This is a genomic window from uncultured Aquimarina sp. (assembly GCF_947492115.1).
Classification (GTDB): Bacteria; Bacteroidota; Bacteroidia; order Flavobacteriales; family Flavobacteriaceae; genus Aquimarina.
On sequence record NZ_CANLMM010000010.1, the window covers coordinates 134915 to 152184 of the forward strand.

Consider the following 17270-nt stretch of genomic DNA (forward strand, 5'->3'; position numbering starts at 1 on the left):
TGTAAGAAAAGTATAAAAAAAGTGGTGTTTTTTTGATCAATTCAAAAAAACGAATGTTCAATTTTAGTAAAATGATAAAATACTAGCTTAAAAGACTAAAGTTTGCGCTTTATAGAACCAGTTACATCTTCGATATCTTTCTTTGCTTGAGTAATCTCATTTTTAATATCTGATGTAATGGAATTAGGAAGTTCTGTATCTATTCCGTGCTTTTCAGCACTCTTGGTTATTTCGGATTTGATATCATTAGTGGCATCTTTAACAATACGCATTCCTTTGCCTAAACCACGAGCTATTTCTGGTATCTTATCTGCTCCAAAAACCATAACCAGAATAAACACTATAAAGGCTATTTCTGTCCCACTTATAAATAAAGGTAATGCTATCATATCTCTGCAAATATAGCTACAATAATGAATACAAAAAAGCCGTTCGTACATTCGAACGGCTTTACTAAAACGATTTATAGGTTTTTTAACTTATTGACCCTTAACTTTGTTTTTAAATTTATCAAACTTACCTAGTTTTTTATTTTTAGGCCAGCTATTATTGGAGGTATCAATATCTGCGGTTTCCTGATTCGGATCTACAACAATTTTAGATATTGCCTTTTCCGAAGCGATAGCTCTTCTAACCGAGTCATCATTTTTTCTCCATATCTCAGCAGGATAAGTAATAGTTTCCGAACTTCCATCTTCATATGTATATTCAACTATTAACGGCATTACTAAACCTCCTGGTTTTTCGAAAGTAATTTCATAGAAATATTTTGGTTCTTTTAGAACTTCTCTTTCCTCTACTGAGAAATTATCGATTAAGTATTCTTTCAATGTTTTTGCATCATCGATTATATTTCCATTCTTCTTAATAGCTTCGTATTCTTCACTTCCTTCTTCAACCATAAAAACTAATGGTCCAAAATCTTCTATTTTAGCACCTCTTGCAGCGGCAAAATCTTTAGCTCTTTTGTTTGGTTCTTTAGAAACCACATACTTTTTCACATCCTTAACACCAATATCAGTATAATCTGTTGTATAGAACCAACCTCTCCAAAACCAATCTAAATCTACTGCAGAAGCATCTTCCATTGTTCTAAAGAAATCTTCTGGTGTTGGGTGTTTAAACATCCATCTTTGAGAATACGTTCTGAAAGAATAATCAAAAAGATCTCTACCCATAACTGTTTCTCTAAGAATATTTAAACCTGTAGCAGGTTTCGCATATGCATTAGCACCAAACTGATAAATATTATTAGACTGTGACATAATTGGCGAAATAAAACTTTGATCTCCACTCATGTAAGGTACAATCTTAGCTGCAGGACCTCTTCTAGAAGGATAACTTTTTAAAGGCGCAATTGCATCAGGATACCACTCTCCAAAATCTTGTTCTGCTACGTATTGTACGAATGTATTTAAACCTTCATCCATCCAAGTCCATTGACGCTCATCACTATTTACGATCATTGGGAAAAAGTTATGTCCTACCTCGTGTATGATTACACTCATCATTCCGTACTTAGTACGATCACTAAATTTTCCTTTTTTATCTGGTCGTCCATAATTCCAGCAAATCATAGGATATTCCATTCCCTGATTTTTAGCATGAACCGAAATTGCTTTATGATATGGATAATCAAAAGTCATTCTACTATAAGATTTTAGCGTACTCGCTACTACTTTAGTAGACCAATCTTCCCATAGCGGATTTCCTTCTTTTGGATACATAGAAACGGCCATCACATCTTTACCACCAATCTTAACTGCCATCATATCCCATATAAACCTTCTGGATGTAGCAAACCCGAAATCTCTTACATTCTTTGCACTAAGCTTCCATGTTTTTTTGCTAGTAGAGAAGGTCTTTTCTTTTGCTTCAGCTTCTTTTTGTGTTACAATAAGAATTGGTTTATCATATGATTTCTTTGCTTGATTATAACGATTCATCATTTCTTTAGTAAATACTTCTTTTCTATTTACTAAAACTCCTGTACCATCTAAAATGTGGTCCGCAGGTACTGTAATGTTTACATCAAAATCTCCGAAAGGAAGTGCAAATTCTCCTCTACCCCAGAACTGGTGATTTTGCCAACCTTCTACATCATTATACACTGCCATTCTTGGATAAAACTGTGCAATTACATACGCTCTATTACCATCCTCAAATTCTTCATATCCCGATCTACCTCTTCCATTTACGTGGTCATTAATATTGTACCACCAGTCAATAGAAAATACAAACTTTCCTCCAGGCGCCAAATCTTTAGGCATTTCTACTCTCATCATCGTACCGTTTATCGTATGCTCTAGAGGTTTCCCTGATGCATCTTTAACAGCAGTAATATTAAAACCTCCATCAAAAGGTTCTCCAAGATATTTTCCAACAAATCTTTGTGGTGGATCCGCTGCATCTACACCTGTTGGTTGGATTAATGGAGTTTTAGATTTTCTGGATCTCATGTTTTGATCCAATTGTACCCATAAAAACTCTAAATTATCAGGTGAATTATTGGTATACGTAATAGTTTCTTTACCAGTAAGCTTTTTATTCTTGTCATCAAGCTCGATATCCATTTTGTAATCCGCTTGTTGTTGGTAATAAGCAGATCCTGGTGCTCCCGAAGCAGTTCTGTACATGTTTGGTGTTGCAAACTCATCGTACATTTGCTTAAACTTATTTTCATTTGTATGCCCAAGTTCACGCGTTTCTTCAGCGCTGCCCTGATTCTGTGCGTACAATCCAATTCCAGATACAAAAAACGTAGCCGAGAGGATAAAAAGTAATTTTTTCATTAGATGTTATTGTGTTAAGTAATAAACTGCAAAATAATTGTTTTTTAAAAGTTTAATGATTTATTCACTAAACTTTAACATGCCATTATCTCTTTCTTTTTCTAAGATCAAACTTTTTCGTTTTTTCCCTTTTTTAACATGGATAAGATTTTGTTGTTCTTCGAAGAAATCCATTAACGTGAGATTGGACACTTCTATAGTTTCTAAAGATGAAACATTCTCCGCCTCCAGATAACACAATACCAAATCATTATCATACTCTTTCCCCAAAAAAGTATAGTAAACTTCTTTACCATTAACAGTAATTCTTAGTTTCTGTTTTAGATAGGTACTGAGGTATTGATCAACCTTTGTTTCTTGCTCTTTAGAAAGTAATGTTATGTTTTCATCATAACGTTTCCTTAACGCTTCTTCTATATCGTCAATAAAAATCCTAGAGATTATCTGAAGTGATTGTTGTTCCTCTTTATATTCAATCTGTGTTACGCTTACATAAAACTTATGTAATACACCAAAAGAACTTAGTGTTACTAAAAATATAGTGAGTATAAATAGCTGCTTCTTCAAAGTTTCCTTATTTAATGGTCGTAAATGTAACATTTTGGTATAAAATATTATGCCAAAAATTATTTAATACGAAAATATTAATCAATCTCTTTAAATTCTTTGTATGACCTAGCTTTCTCTTGAAAAAATTCTAGTAATGATAACCTTTTGGTATTTTCTAATAAATCTTCGAAGTATGCATCTTCAGAACAGTAGTATACGAAATCTGAAATAAGATTCTCTGGCAATCCTAAATCATCCGTAAAAAACTTGGTATTAAAAGCTCTTTCTCCTTTTTCGATTAACCTTTCTAAATCTGCTATTTCTTTTAACTTTTTTAATTTTTTTAATCTCCCATTTAGAGAATTCAATAATAAATCTACAGGTCCCGAACTTGCTGTATAAATTCTTCTTACTTCTAAAGTAGGCTGTTTTATATTTCTAACCGGCAATCCTAATATTCGATTATCCAGATGTGGCTTTAACTGAATCTCTTTTGCGTCTTTTGTAACATCTCCTGAAAGTTTTACATTACTAACATTCACCTGATCCAACTTTTCTACTACGGGATACAATGTAACCTTAAAAGCATCATTATTTAAATCGTTGTCAGAAACGACTATAGAAATTACTTTGTATTGAACGGAAGAAAAAATGATAGAATCTTGAGCGGATGCTGGTATTTCAAAAAATCCATTTTGATCATTAGTAGTTCCAATTTTTTTGGTATAGTTAACAATATTGATAGCAAATCCTTGTAATGAATCTGCCTGAATTGTACCTTTTAACCTTGTATTTTGAGCAAAAGAAAAATTTTTTATGAATAAAAAAAGTAAAAATACTCGTAATGTTTTGATCATATATCGAATTAGTTTATGACCAAACCCAAACTCTTACGAGAATATAATTTTCAAAATTTAGTCAACTAATCCAAAGACTGGAGTGCCCAAAAAATGTTGCGAACAAATGGTAATATCAATTTCTACTTTTATACATTTTACTTTGAGAAACTAAAAACTCAATCAGATTAAGTTCGTTTCCTTCTTCAAGGTAATTCGTATTCAGCCCATTTTCCTCTGCAAAGAAAATAAAATCGTTGATTTGATCCATTTCTAGTGCTAAGTTGGTTTTAAAAAATTCATTATTGTACATTTTTCTCACTTGCACATCGATATCATCAGGGACTTTATTCTCTTTTTTATCCTTATTCTGAAAGACTTCTTTAAAAAGGTTTACAAAATTTAACCCATAAATCATTCGATCCTCTAAGAAAACCTTATTATCCAGTTCAGATAATTCATCGGGTGTCCAATCAAAATCAGTATCGTTAATTCTTGAAGAAGTTAGTTTTGCCACTTCATCTACTCCACTTTCGGTTACATCAATCTTTTTAAGATCCAAAGAAACATTTCCTAATAAATCATAAGGCTTCACAATCACTTCTTCTAATAAATTAACCGACTCATTTAAAAAAATATTTAAACGCCTATTATCCAATACTCCCTTGTTTATCCAAACTACAAATTTCTGATACTGCATGGCTATAACCTCTAACTTATCATTTATTCCTGCACTTATTTTAAAATTACCGTCTTTGTCCGTAATAGTTCCTTTTTTGGATGTTAGATTATAGACCACAACACCTTCTACATCATCTCCAATTGGGGCGCTTATGCGTCCATCGATCATGACTCTTGAAGTAATTTGTGCTATAGAACTATTGATTATTAGGAATATAAAAAGTAGGGATAATTTCTTTTTCATAGTTGGCGCAATTAAATTTGTAAGTAATCAAGATACTATATTTTTTCAATATCCTAAGAAGATTTCTTTATAAGAAAACGTTAAACTACTTTTACTAAAAATTATTTCATGAGAAACTGTATTATAGCTAGTACATCTACTATTCATGGTAGCGGCCCTTTAGAATATCTATTCGACACATTAGTTGAACTTTATAAAAACACTGATCAAATATTATTCATCCCATATGCACGTCCTGGAGGCATCTCTCATGATGAATACACCATTGGAATAAATAATATTTTTAAAAAAATCAATAAAAGGGTACTCGGGATTCATATGTTTTCATCGGTAAATGAAGCTTTTGAAAATACCCAAGGTATTTATACTGGAGGAGGAAATACTTTTCTACTTGTTGATCAATTATACAGAAATAATGTATTGTCTCCTCTAAAAACTGCTATTGACAATGGGCTTCCATATTTGGGAACAAGTGCAGGAAGCAATATTTGCGGACTTACTATGCAAACCACAAATGATATGCCTATTGTTCATCCAGAAAGTTATAAGACATTAGGAATACTTCCTTTTAATATCAACGCTCATTATTTGGATCCTGATCCGACCTCAACGCACAAAGGAGAAACCAGAGAAACCAGAATCAAAGAATTTCATCATTTAAATCCACAACCCGTTGTAGGACTTAGAGAAGGAAGTTGGCTAAAAATAAACGGAGATCAAATCACTCTTGAAGGTAAACTATCAGCCAGAATTTTTGAAAAAAATAAAACTCCCTATGAGATAGATTTCGGCAGTTCTTTATCCGACTTAAATTAATAATTTATGGAATACCAGAACATTCTAAACACTATAGAAAAAGAAGCTTCTCTTAGGGAATCTAGCGGAAATGTTGCTTCTTACATCCCTGAGTTAGCTAAAATTGATCCCAATAAATTTGGCATGCATCTGTATTGCATCAATTCTGGTCACTACGGTTTTGGAAATCAAGAGGAACGATTTTCTATTCAGAGTATTTCTAAAGTATTTTCATTAACTCTGGCGATGTCTTTATTGGATGATGATGAATTATTCAAAAGAGTAGATGTAGAACCTTCGGGAGATCCTTTTAATTCTTTAGTACAATTGGAATATGAAAATGGAATTCCCAGAAACCCATTAATAAACGCTGGCGCTCTGGTTATTGCTGATATATTAATTTCTACTTTGGACAATCCGGAGGAAGAGTTTTTAAACCTCATCCGTACTATTTCAAATAATCATGAAATTAATGTAAATCCTAAGGTATTTCAATCCGAAAAGAAATATAGCCATAGAAATGCTGCTTTATTAAATCTTATGAAATCCTTCGGAAATATTAAGAATTCTATTGAAGCTGTTCTTGATCTTTATATTTTCCAATGTGCAATAGAAATGTCTTGTAAAGAATTAGCCACCGCCTTTATGATCTATGCTAATTCAGGAAAAACTTTATTCGATAACACACAAATAATTTCCGAACAAAAGGTAAAAAGAATTAATGCTATTATGCAGACTTGTGGTTTTTACGATGAAGCAGGGGAATTTAGTTTTAGAGTAGGTCTACCAGGGAAAAGCGGTGTTGGTGGAGGAATTGCCGCTATTCATCCTGGTCAATATGCGGTGACTACCTGGAGTCCCCGATTAAACCCTAAAGGAAATTCTGAATTAGGTATGTTTGCACTGGAAAGATTAACTACACTTACTGGGTTTTCTATTTTCTAAGTATTAAACCCTAGATCAAGATAATTTTATCCTTCAACATATGATCTTTTTTTTAAGTACTCATAAAGCAGAGAAAATATTACAATAAGAACGAAATAGACGAATAAAGAATTGTAGGTAGTACCTTTTCCAGAATATACAATTATTGAAGTTGCTGATAGAGGAAGGGAAACAACGATTACCTTAAGCCAACCCCAGGTTTTTCTTCTAATTAAAAAATAAACCAAAGGTAGTAGAAGTAATCCAACATTAGGTACAGGTATTGTTACGGTTAGGGTTTCATAAACTCTTTTAAAAAGAATGGAAATATACCAAAAGGGATCTCTTTTAATATCTGAAAGTACTTTTTCCTTTAGCACATTGTCATAATTTTTAAGTTCCTCTGGCTTTTTATAATATAGTCCAGCATCGTCATAATAATCATCAGTATAATATTTCCCTTGCGTATAGTGTATATTCATTCCGTATTTCTTATTCAAAATAGGAATAGCATATTTGTATGCTACAATATCATACCATTGATATCCGTATTTAGTATCAAAATCCCCTAGTCCACAAAAAACTGGATGCCAGAAATTATGTCCAATAATTTTTGCTCCGTTGTAAACATGACCTCCTTGTATTCCTACTAATTGACTGGTCTTTTCAAACTTTAGATTAAACTCATTTCTAATAAAAGTTTTTGAAGAATTAAAGAAAAAAATAGCTGTTAATATTATGATCATTTTTTGTACAAGCTTCATACGTTTAGATAACAAATACATAAGTACTAATGAGACAATTACTATTGAAATCTCATTTCTAAACTCACTAAAAAAGCCTACAATAACACCAGATAAAACCGCAATAAGTATTGATTTCAAAAAATTTTGAGATTCACAAAAAAGCATATAAATATTAAGGCCTAAAATCATAAAAAAAACAGAACCTAACAGGCCAAATATATTTTCATGCGAATATATTTCGTAAAGGAAAAAAGGAGTGAAATTGACTAAAAAACACAATACAAATCCTATCAATGGTTTCTTTATATTCCAAAACCCAAAAAACAATATCAATAGTGCTAAAGTAAATACTATCCCGTTAAATAATTTGATAGAGGGATTCTCAGGAGATCCTTTTACATATGCATTTGGTAAGAATGCTAAAATTCTAGCATGTTCACCGAGCCTGGACCAATGTTGATATTCCATAATTAAGTCACTACCTCTTTCTGAAATCTCGTTATCCGCTCCCTCCTTTGAATATTCTAAATCTGCATTTAGTGTAGCTAAAGGAAAATGACCCGTATAGTAATAAAAATAAGCAAATTTATGAGCTTTATCTGGTGAAAAACCAGCAGCATCTTGTCTCATTTCTTCCGAAGTATAGTTCGTATTAAGAGAGTTTATATAAAGACCACTATTAATTAAAACAATAACAATCAAAATAGTTTTAAGCCCATTATTCGTTTGCAAAAACCTATCAAAATAGACTATTTTATTAATTATTGAATTCATTCTCGTTACTTTTTATCTTTAATGATGTAGATAGGTCTTTTTCGTATTTCTTGTATTAATTTCTCGAAATAGAGAGACAAAATTGAAAGGGTCACAAATAATATCGAGAACGAAGCTGACATAAAAATGATGATCGTATTATATCCCGAAGGAGCTTCCTCTCCGTATAAATAAGTATATAAGGTATAGCCAACCATCACTAACGTAAAAATTATAAAAAACACCGATAAAAAAACACTTATCCGAAGTGGCTTATTTGAAAAAGAAAATATAGCATTGAAAGCTAATTTTAACAAACTGAGATAAGAATAATTACTTTCCCCGTATAATCTGGCAGGGGCTTTAAAAGAAATTTTACTTTTATTAAAGCCAAGTGATTGTATAAAGCCTCTAATAAATCTATTCTGATCTCGAAAATTGGAGGTAAGAATGTCTCCAACTCGCTTGGAGATCAAAAAAAAATCAGTTGAATTTTTCTCAAATTTAATGACCGATAAGAAATTTATAATCTTATAAAAAAATATAGAAAGCTTTTTCTTTATAAAGCTATTATCCTCTCTTTCCAAACGCTGCATTAATACTATATCACTGCCCTGATTAAAGATCTCGATCATTTTAGGAATTTCTTTTGGAGGATGTTGGCCATCAGAATCTATACAAATAATAGCATCACCAGAAGCATTATCAACCCCAGCAATCATTGCCGACTCATGACCAAAATTCTTCGAAAACTCGATACTAATACTTTTTATATTATCCGAAGAGTTGTCTCTTCTTATATTGTCTATTAATTTTTGAGTATTATCAGTACTCCCATCGTTAACCCACAATAATTCGAAATTTATTTTTTCGGACATATTGTTCAAAACTTCTTTCAAAGAATTCCAGAAATGAACAATTCCCTTTTCCTCATTAAAAAGAGATATCACTATCGATATAGATTGTTCTTTCATTTATAATTTTTAAAGATGAAAATATTTATTTAAGATTCTTTAGATAAGGATGATAATCCCCTTCTAATCGAGATATTTCAGCATTTCTGATATCGTGAACAATTTCTATGGAAGGTTTTGCTTCCAACAACCCAAAACCTTCTCCTTTTAGGATACTTTGATAACTTTTGGTGTGTAATTCTGTAAATCCAGTACTAAATTCAATTTCTTCATTATCCAAAGTGATTGATCTATAGGTCCGCTTACCTTCCGCCTTAATATCATCTGGAATATTATCATAATTTATAGATAGAAACCATCTAACTCTTGCTTTTTCAAATTCTAAATAACCCGACGCACTATCATCGGTAAGTAAGTGAACTTTATTCTTTTTAACGTCACCAAAAACCCAGGATAACATATCATAAAAATGAACTCCAATATTAGTTGCAATTCCACCTGATTTGGAAATATCCCCTTTCCACGAGGCATGATACCAATTACCTCTAGAAGTTAGGTATGTTAGATCAAAATCATATATTTTATCCTTAGGACCATTTTTTACTTTCTTCTTTAAGGCAATAATACTAGGGTGTAATCGCAGCTGAAGAATAGTATTTACGCTACCTTTCGACTCGTTTTCTATCTCAACAAGAGTATCAATATTCCAAGGATTCAACACAAGAGGTTTTTCACATATTGCACTAGCTCCCCTTCTCAGAGCCATCCTAATATGAGAATCGTGTAAATAATTTGGTGTACATATACTTACATAATCTAACTGGATATTTTTTCTTCTTTTCAGTTTCTCTATATGTCTATCAAAACGTTCAAATTCTACGAAAAAATGAGATTCGGGAAAATAGCTATCAATTATACCAACACTATCAAATTTATCAAGCGCAGCTATTAAGGTATTGTTAGTATCCTTTATTGCTTTAAGATGTCTTGGAGCTATATACCCTCCTACACCCATTATTGCAAAATTCTTGTTACCCATAAATTAAATTTTAAAAACAGTTTCATTAACAAGCTCATACTCTTCGCCGCTTTCCGAACAGATAGCTTTATTCCCATCCTTAAAATCCAACTTACAACCATATTCACTCATCCATCCAGTTTGTTTTGCTGGATTCCCAACCATAAGTGCATATGCTTTCACTTCTTTAGTAATAACAGATCCAGCGCCAACGAATGCATATTTCCCAATATTATTTCCACAGACAATAGTAGCATTTGCCCCTATAGAGGCTCCTTCTCCCACATGGGTTTTTATATACACTCCTCTTCTATTTATTGCACTTCTCGGATTAATAACGTTTGTAAAAACGCAGGAAGGACCTAAAAAAACATAATCATCACAAGTAACTCCCGTGTAAACAGAAACATTATTCTGGATTTTTACGTAATTACCTATTCTTACCTCTGGTGAAATAACAACATTTTGACCGATATTACAATTATTGCCGATTATAGAACCCGACATAATATGTGAAAAATGCCATATTTTCGTATCATTTCCAATAATACACCCGTTATCTATAACAGCTGTTTCATTAGCGTAGTAGTTTTTACTCATTTTTAGAATTTAATTATTGAAAGGAAATTAATTTCCTAATGTATTCTAAATATAATTCTTCCTAAATATAAAATAAATCATTCGAATATTGTTTATAATACAAACTATGGTTGATCTGTTCCTCTTCTATAAATTTAAATCAATTGATTGTTACATAATTGTCCTATACTATAGTTCAAATAAAAATTTTTATCTCAATCTTCTTAAAAAAAGATATAAAAACAACTATATTTAAGCCTGTCAATATCATTAAAATTGGTACTAATATTAATAAATTACCTTACCTATTAATAATTTTGACAAATGAACAACCTACCTTATCCATATTAAGTTTCAAAGCAAAATGTTTAAAAATTTCACCTCTAAAGCGTTTGAAATAAAAATTTTAGCATTAATTCTTATTGCTACCGTTTTAATCTATAGTAATCATTTTGACAATCCATTCATCTTCGATGATACACACACCATAGAAAGTAATAATTCTATAAGAAGTCTAGATAATTGGATTTCTTTTTTCAAAGATGCCAACACCTTTAGTTCTTTACCTGCTAACAGGGCTTACCGACCAATGATCACATTGATGAATGCCATTGATTATAATCTAGCAGGAGAACTAAATCCAAGATTTTTTCATTACCACATCTTTTTTTGGTTTATAGTACTAATAATTCTGGTTTTTCTATTATGCAAACATCTTTATAAAATATCTCTACCTACAAATAGATATTTAGGTATTGCAGCACTTATTTCATCAGCTTGGTTTGCATTCCATACTGGTAATGCCGAAACTATCAACTATATATGTGCGCGTTCAGACTCATTTTCTACGTTATGTATTGTAGCTTCACTTTTACTTTATATTCATCCTTTTGGCAGAAAATGGTATCTCTACATTATTACAATGATTATTGGTATATGGACAAAACAAACTGGAGTAATGTTCATCCCTATATTGTTTACTTATATTCTTCTTTTCGAAGAACATTCCATGATAACGGATTTTAGATCAAATACCAAAACCAAAATATTTCGTTTTCTCAAAAAAGCTTTACCTGCAGGAATTATTGGCTCGTCTTTATTTATTTTAAATCAATATTATTTAACTCCAGAATCTACTGCTTCCACCAATTTTTCCGTTACACGATTTGAGTATATAAGTACTCAATGGTATGTGATTAAACATTATTTAAGTAATTTCTTGCTTCCAATTAATCTAAGTGCTGATCCTGATATAGCTATTATAAAACCATGGTACAGCTTTAAGATACTCTCGGGCTTAATCATTATTATTGGGATGTTGGTTGTCATGATAAAGACGTCTTTAAAAAAAGAACTAAGACCCATATCATTTGGGATAGCCTGGTTTTTTATTGCTTTACTACCAACTACATTAAACCCGCTTTTCCAAATAGCTAATGATCATAGAATGTTTTTTCCATTTATTGGTTTGTTTATTGCAATTCCTTATAGTGCTTTAATATTGGCTAAAAATCAAAAGGAAATTCATAAAAAACACCTATTCTATATAATTCCAATTATATTTCTAATCCTCATAGGTCATGGATATGGGACCATACAAAGAAATGAGGTTTGGAGTTCTCATGAATCACTTTGGCTGGATGTTGTTGTAAAAAGCCCAAAAAATGGCAGAGGTCAAATGAATTATGGCTTAACACAAATGGAAAAAGGTAATTATGATGTCGCTTTGAATTATTTTGAAAAAGCTAATTTATTAAGTCCAAATTACTATATTTTGCATGTTAATTTGGCTATTCTATATTCTGCCAAAAAAAACCTTCAAAAAGCTGAATATTATTTCGATTCGGCAATAAAGTTAAATTCAAATTCACCTTCTCCTCATTATTTCTTTGCAAAATATCTTTTTGATCAAAAAAGATACCTAGAAGCGAAAAAACAGGCACAGATTGCCCTTCAAAAAAGCCCTAATCATTCACAATCCCAAGATCTTCTTAATAAAATTTCCAAAAATGACATTAAAATAAAACAGGATATCAGCGTATTAAATGCACAAGTAGAAAATTCTAAAGACCCTGCTAAACTTTTAGACATTAGCCTAAAATATTATCAAATACAAGAATATGACTTAGTCATTTCTACTTGCGAAAAAATATTAAAAATCGATCCTAAAAACGCATATGCGTACAATAATATATGCTCTGCTTATAATCAATTACAACAATGGGAACTTGGTGCCAAAGCTTGTAAAAAAGCTATTGAAATTGATCCGAATTACATATTAGCAAAAAACAACTTAAATTGGGCAGAAAGTAATCTAAAACCAGTTAAGATTAATAAAGAATAAAAAAAATAGAATGCTTAATAATAAGACAATAGCCGTAGTAGTGCCATGTTATAATGAATCTCAACAAATCATGATGGTGCTAGATAGTATGCCTTCATTTGTAGATCGAATTATAGTAGTAGATGATGCGTCAAAGGACAATACGGTTGACACAGTGATAAAAAACTTAAAAGAGAATTCTTCCAATCTTAGTTTAATTTCAAACCTAGAAAATAAGATTACACCTAACATCTATAATAGAGCTGATATTGAAGTACAACAAAAAAGTATTGATGAAAGACAAAAATTTACTCCATCGGAGGTTGTAAATAAAAATTCGGAAAATGAAAAAATTATTGTAATCAAGCATCTAGAAAATGGGGGTGTTGGCGCAGCTATTGCTACAGGTTACAAATGGTGTAAAGATCATAATATAGACTGCACCGCAGTAATGGCGGGAGACGGACAAATGGATCCCGCTGAATTGGAATCTATATGCAAACCTGTTGTGGAAGAAGGCATAGATTACGTAAAAGGAAATAGGCTAATTCACAAGAGTGCTTGGGTTATTATTCCTAGAGTACGCTTTTTAGGAAATTCTATCTTAAGTATTCTAACCAAAATTGCTTCAGGTTACTGGGGAGTATCAGATACTCAAAGTGGTTATACTGCAATTTCAAATAATGCACTCAATTCTGTTCCTTTATATGATATCTATAAGCGATATGGAATGCCAAATGATTTATTAGTAAAACTAAATATTGCATTTTGTACAATTAGAGAAGTAAAAATCAAACCAATTTATGGAGTTGGAGAAAAATCCAAGCTAAACATTATTAAAGTATCCTTGCCTATTCTTTTTTTATTAATTAGATGTTTTTTTAAAAGACTACAAACCAAATATTTATACCGTAGCTTTCACCCTCTTTATCTACTATATTGGATTTCTTTCATCATTGGTATCATCAATAGTTATTTCTTTTATCAATTAATCTCTAACTTTTTCGATCCGAATTCAAAAACTCCAACTGACTATTTGATCATATTCATTTTCTTGACTATATCTGGTTTTCAATCACTACTTTTTGCAATGTGGATGGATATTCAGGATAATGAAAGGCTTTCTAAATAACTAGTTGTCTTTTGAAATCCTAAGTTGTTTTAATTGTATAGGTGATAAATAAAACCAGATTGCTCCAGGAAGAAAAGATAATAACTGAAGTAAAAAAATTATTAACGATAAAGCAACTGCATCTTCTGCAGGAAGATTATATAATTGAAAAATTAAAACAAGAGAAGTTTCACGTACTCCAATGCCTAAAATTGTAATAGGAAGCAAACTTAAAACTCCTAAAATAAAAGTTCCTAAAAATAATCCTATATGATCAATACGGATTCCCATAGCCCAAGCAACATAATTAAAAACACCATAGATTAAAATCATACTAACCACTGTAAGAATTAAGCTCAAAAAGCTTTTTTCAACTCCCAAATCATGCGAACTAAAAGCTTCCCACCAAGGCCTTATCTTATTCCTTATATTTTTTCGATTTTTGAAAATAACAAAACTGCAAATAATGGCTAGCAAGAGCCAAAAAAGAACTCCCCAATAATTTTTGGGTAAAACCAAAATTTGAAAAACAATTTGATAATAAACAAGTGCGAAAAAGCTAAAAAGTAATAAACAAAACAAATCAAACAATCTATCCATGATAAGACTTGACCATCCTACTTTTTGATTCGGCAACTCATCTTTAATGTATAGCAATCTTCCAAAATCACCCAATTTACCTGGTGTAATATTCCCTAAAAAAATTCCAATAAAAAAAACTCTTAGTGCCTTAAATATTCCGAATTTAATACCATAAGAATTAGAAACTATCTTCCATCTTATGCTTTTTACAAAAAAAGCAATCCAAAAAATTATTAAAGCTACAAGAATATGTAAAAGAGAAATTTTACGAATAGATATAATTGTCTCTTTCCAACCAACTTTATAAATTAGATAAGCTAATAAGAAGAATCCTAAAAACTTAATCCAAAAATTGATAGTAGAAAAAGACTTTTTAATCATTTATAAATTTTCTTTTTGCGCTTCTAAATCCCCAATAAAAACTAAATCACCATGAATTTTTTCACAGGTATAATTATCCATTTTCATTTCCTGTTCTAGCATCCACTTATAGGGAAAAAATCGCACATGCTCATCTAAGGTATAATAATAAGCTCGCTGACAAGGAACAACTACACATAATGTTTTTTTCGTAACTCTTTTCAACTCAGTAATTGCTCTTTCAAAATCAATGACATGTTCTAATGTATGTGTTGCACAAACAACATCAAAAGAATTATCTTCAAAAGGCAAATTTTCGATGTTAGCTTGATAATAATCACTATGATCAAAAGTTTTTCCCTCAATTATATCGCAGCCAGTTGTAAGAAAACCCTTCTCATTAGCATATTTAAGCAAAAAACCATTTCCACATCCAACATCAAGAAAAGTATCATTATCCGATTTTATATGTTCGAAAACATATTTTAAACATTGCTTTGACATATCAGTCTCTCTACTATTCGAAAAGCGAGTATCTCGGTTAGAGTAAAAATCTGCAAATTCCTTTTCAGACCATTTGAAAATTGTAGCCTTTAAATTCATTACCTTCTTAATATCTCTTCCTTTATAGGCATAATAATAAAATGGCAACATAAAAACTTTAGAATCACGAATAGCCGGAGGAATCCATTCATCCATAAAATACCTAATTACATTTGTAAAACTTCTACTATTCATAGACAATATCTTAATAAAACAACATGAACATTAACGAATGTAACTAAACTTTTTAAAACTTCCCTTTAAAAACAAAAAAGCCTAATCAAATGATTAGGCTTTCGAGCGGGAGACCGGGTTCGAACCGGCGACATTCAGCTTGGAAGGCTGACGCTCTACCAACTGAGCTACTCCCGCTTTCATGCGACAAATGTATTAGAATTCTTTAAAAATAAAAACTAAAAATAAATATTTTTAATATCTGAAATAATTCCCTTCAATAAACGACTAAAAAAAAGCACTATTATTACTGATTTACAATTACTTGTAAAAAACCAAATTTATCAAAAAAAGGCTTTTTATCGAAAAAAAATGCTTTTTATCGAATAAAAAGTGTATTTTTGTAGTTAAGAAAATATTAATATATTAGCAACTTAACTATTTTAGCGTTGTTAAATAGCTGATTTTAAAAAAGTTAAATTACGTGATAACCCCAACCAAAAAAAGGCAAAACCTTTTTTTAAAAGAAACTTCCTACAGCCTATGAAGGTAAAATTACTTATTCTTATATGTATATTTTCATCATTAGCCCAAGTTCACTCTCAGGTAAAAGTTGGAGATAACCCTGACCAAATAGATGCATCATCTATATTGGAATTAGAAAGCGTAGACAAAGCTTTTATTCTAACCAGAATTACTACTGCTCAAATGAATTCAATAACTCCGTTGAATGGAGCATTGATTTATAATACAGATGATAATTGTATTTTTCAATACAACAATAATAGTTGGACTAGTTTATGTAGCGGAAATGACAATCAGGTTTTAACATTTGATCCAATAACTAATATTCTAACATTAGAAAATGGCGGATCAGTAGATCTTACTTCACTAATCAATGATCCAGACTCCGATCCAACAAATGAAATTCAAATTTTAAGCCAAACAGGGAACACCATTACTCTATCTAATGGTGGTGGAACTATTAATGAAACGATATCTACTCTTGTCGATAATGGTGATGGAACATTCACTTACACTGCAGAAGATGGAACAGTAACTAATATTGGTACTATTGGCGCGCAAGGCCCAACAGGACCGCAAGGACCACAGGGTATACAAGGAGAAACTGGTACACAAGGACCACAAGGACCTCAGGGTGACCAAGGTGTAACGGGTGCACAAGGACCGCAAGGTATTCAGGGTATACAAGGAGAAACTGGTGCCCAAGGACCGCAAGGACCTCAGGGTGACCAAGGTGTAACGGGTGCACAAGGACCGCAAGGTATTCAAGGTATACAAGGAGAAACTGGTGCGCAAGGACCACAAGGTATTCAGGGTATTCA

15 protein-coding genes, 1 tRNA gene and 1 pseudogene are annotated in these 17270 nt (G+C 31.5%); 5 read left to right on the forward strand and 12 right to left on the reverse strand.

Going from position 1 to position 17270, the window contains the following annotated elements:
* Positions 1-95 precede the first annotated feature (95 nt).
* From Q1A73_RS22145 to Q1A73_RS22165, 5 genes are all read right to left on the reverse strand, one after another.
* Positions 96-389 carry a twin-arginine translocase TatA/TatE family subunit gene (locus Q1A73_RS22145; protein ID WP_299610288.1) on the reverse strand — a complete coding sequence of 98 codons (294 nt, stop codon included), beginning with the start codon at positions 387-389 and terminating at the stop codon, positions 96-98.
* 90 nt (positions 390-479) lie between these two features.
* Positions 480-2792 (reverse strand): M1 family metallopeptidase, encoded by a 2313-nt coding sequence (locus tag Q1A73_RS22150; RefSeq protein ID WP_299610290.1) that lies wholly within the window; start codon positions 2790-2792, stop codon positions 480-482.
* A 60-nt stretch (positions 2793-2852) separates the two neighbouring features.
* Positions 2853-3359, reverse strand: coding sequence for a DUF6702 family protein (locus tag Q1A73_RS22155; RefSeq protein ID WP_299610292.1), 507 nt, complete (start codon positions 3357-3359; stop codon positions 2853-2855).
* A gap of 77 nt (positions 3360-3436) precedes the next feature.
* On the reverse strand, positions 3437-4198 hold the full coding sequence (locus Q1A73_RS22160) for a hypothetical protein (RefSeq protein ID WP_299610295.1): 762 nt from the start codon (positions 4196-4198) through the stop codon (positions 3437-3439).
* Positions 4199-4313: 115 nt separating this feature from the next.
* The gene (locus Q1A73_RS22165; RefSeq protein WP_299610298.1) at positions 4314-5102 is read right to left on the reverse strand and encodes a carboxypeptidase-like regulatory domain-containing protein; all 789 of its coding nucleotides are present in this window, start codon (positions 5100-5102) and stop codon (positions 4314-4316) included.
* A gap of 108 nt (positions 5103-5210) precedes the next feature.
* On the opposite strand from Q1A73_RS22165, the gene pepE reads away from it, so the two are divergent.
* Together pepE and Q1A73_RS22175 are read left to right on the forward strand one after the other, a co-directional pair.
* Positions 5211-5918, forward strand: coding sequence for a dipeptidase PepE (gene pepE, locus Q1A73_RS22170; protein WP_299610301.1), 708 nt, complete (start codon positions 5211-5213; stop codon positions 5916-5918).
* Positions 5919-5924: 6 nt separating this feature from the next.
* Positions 5925-6842: a glutaminase gene (locus tag Q1A73_RS22175; protein ID WP_299610303.1), complete on the forward strand. Its 918-nt coding sequence runs from the start codon at positions 5925-5927 to the stop codon at positions 6840-6842.
* Positions 6843-6868: 26 nt separating this feature from the next.
* On the opposite strand, the gene Q1A73_RS22180 is transcribed toward Q1A73_RS22175, so the two are convergent.
* Genes Q1A73_RS22180 through Q1A73_RS22195 form a run of 4 tightly spaced genes read right to left on the reverse strand, consistent with a single transcriptional unit; the run spans position 6869 to position 10852 of the window.
* Positions 6869-8341 carry a hypothetical protein gene (locus Q1A73_RS22180; RefSeq protein WP_299610305.1) on the reverse strand — a complete coding sequence of 491 codons (1473 nt, stop codon included), beginning with the start codon at positions 8339-8341 and terminating at the stop codon, positions 6869-6871.
* Positions 8342-8346: 5 nt separating this feature from the next.
* Positions 8347-9294 carry a glycosyltransferase gene (locus Q1A73_RS22185; RefSeq protein ID WP_299610308.1) on the reverse strand — a complete coding sequence of 316 codons (948 nt, stop codon included), beginning with the start codon at positions 9292-9294 and terminating at the stop codon, positions 8347-8349.
* A 25-nt stretch (positions 9295-9319) separates the two neighbouring features.
* Positions 9320-10273: a Gfo/Idh/MocA family oxidoreductase gene (locus tag Q1A73_RS22190; RefSeq protein WP_299610310.1), complete on the reverse strand. Its 954-nt coding sequence runs from the start codon at positions 10271-10273 to the stop codon at positions 9320-9322.
* 3 nt (positions 10274-10276) lie between these two features.
* Positions 10277-10852, reverse strand: a complete 576-nt coding sequence (locus Q1A73_RS22195; RefSeq protein WP_299610312.1) for an acyltransferase — start codon at positions 10850-10852, stop codon at positions 10277-10279.
* A 343-nt stretch (positions 10853-11195) separates the two neighbouring features.
* Here Q1A73_RS22195 and Q1A73_RS22200 point away from each other — a divergent pair, with 343 nt between their 5' ends.
* Entirely contained in the window at positions 11196-13175 is a 1980-nt protein-coding gene (locus tag Q1A73_RS22200) for a tetratricopeptide repeat protein (protein WP_299610314.1), read from the forward strand.
* A gap of 10 nt (positions 13176-13185) precedes the next feature.
* Positions 13186-14286 carry a glycosyltransferase family 2 protein gene (locus Q1A73_RS22205; RefSeq protein ID WP_299610317.1) on the forward strand — a complete coding sequence of 367 codons (1101 nt, stop codon included), beginning with the start codon at positions 13186-13188 and terminating at the stop codon, positions 14284-14286.
* Here Q1A73_RS22205 and Q1A73_RS22210 read toward each other — a convergent pair whose 3' ends face one another.
* The 3 genes from Q1A73_RS22210 to Q1A73_RS22220 form a co-directional block, all read right to left on the reverse strand.
* Positions 14287-15228, reverse strand: a complete 942-nt coding sequence (locus Q1A73_RS22210; protein ID WP_299610319.1) for a lysylphosphatidylglycerol synthase transmembrane domain-containing protein — start codon at positions 15226-15228, stop codon at positions 14287-14289.
* Positions 15229-15906: a class I SAM-dependent methyltransferase gene (locus Q1A73_RS22215; RefSeq protein WP_299610322.1), complete on the reverse strand. Its 678-nt coding sequence runs from the start codon at positions 15904-15906 to the stop codon at positions 15229-15231.
* Between the two features lie 143 nt (positions 15907-16049).
* Positions 16050-16122: transfer RNA gene (locus Q1A73_RS22220), tRNA-Gly, on the reverse strand.
* Positions 16123-16467: 345 nt separating this feature from the next.
* On the opposite strand from Q1A73_RS22220, the pseudogene Q1A73_RS22225 reads away from it, so the two are divergent.
* Positions 16468-17270 (forward strand): annotated as a pseudogene (locus Q1A73_RS22225) (hypothetical protein); the annotation flags it as partial.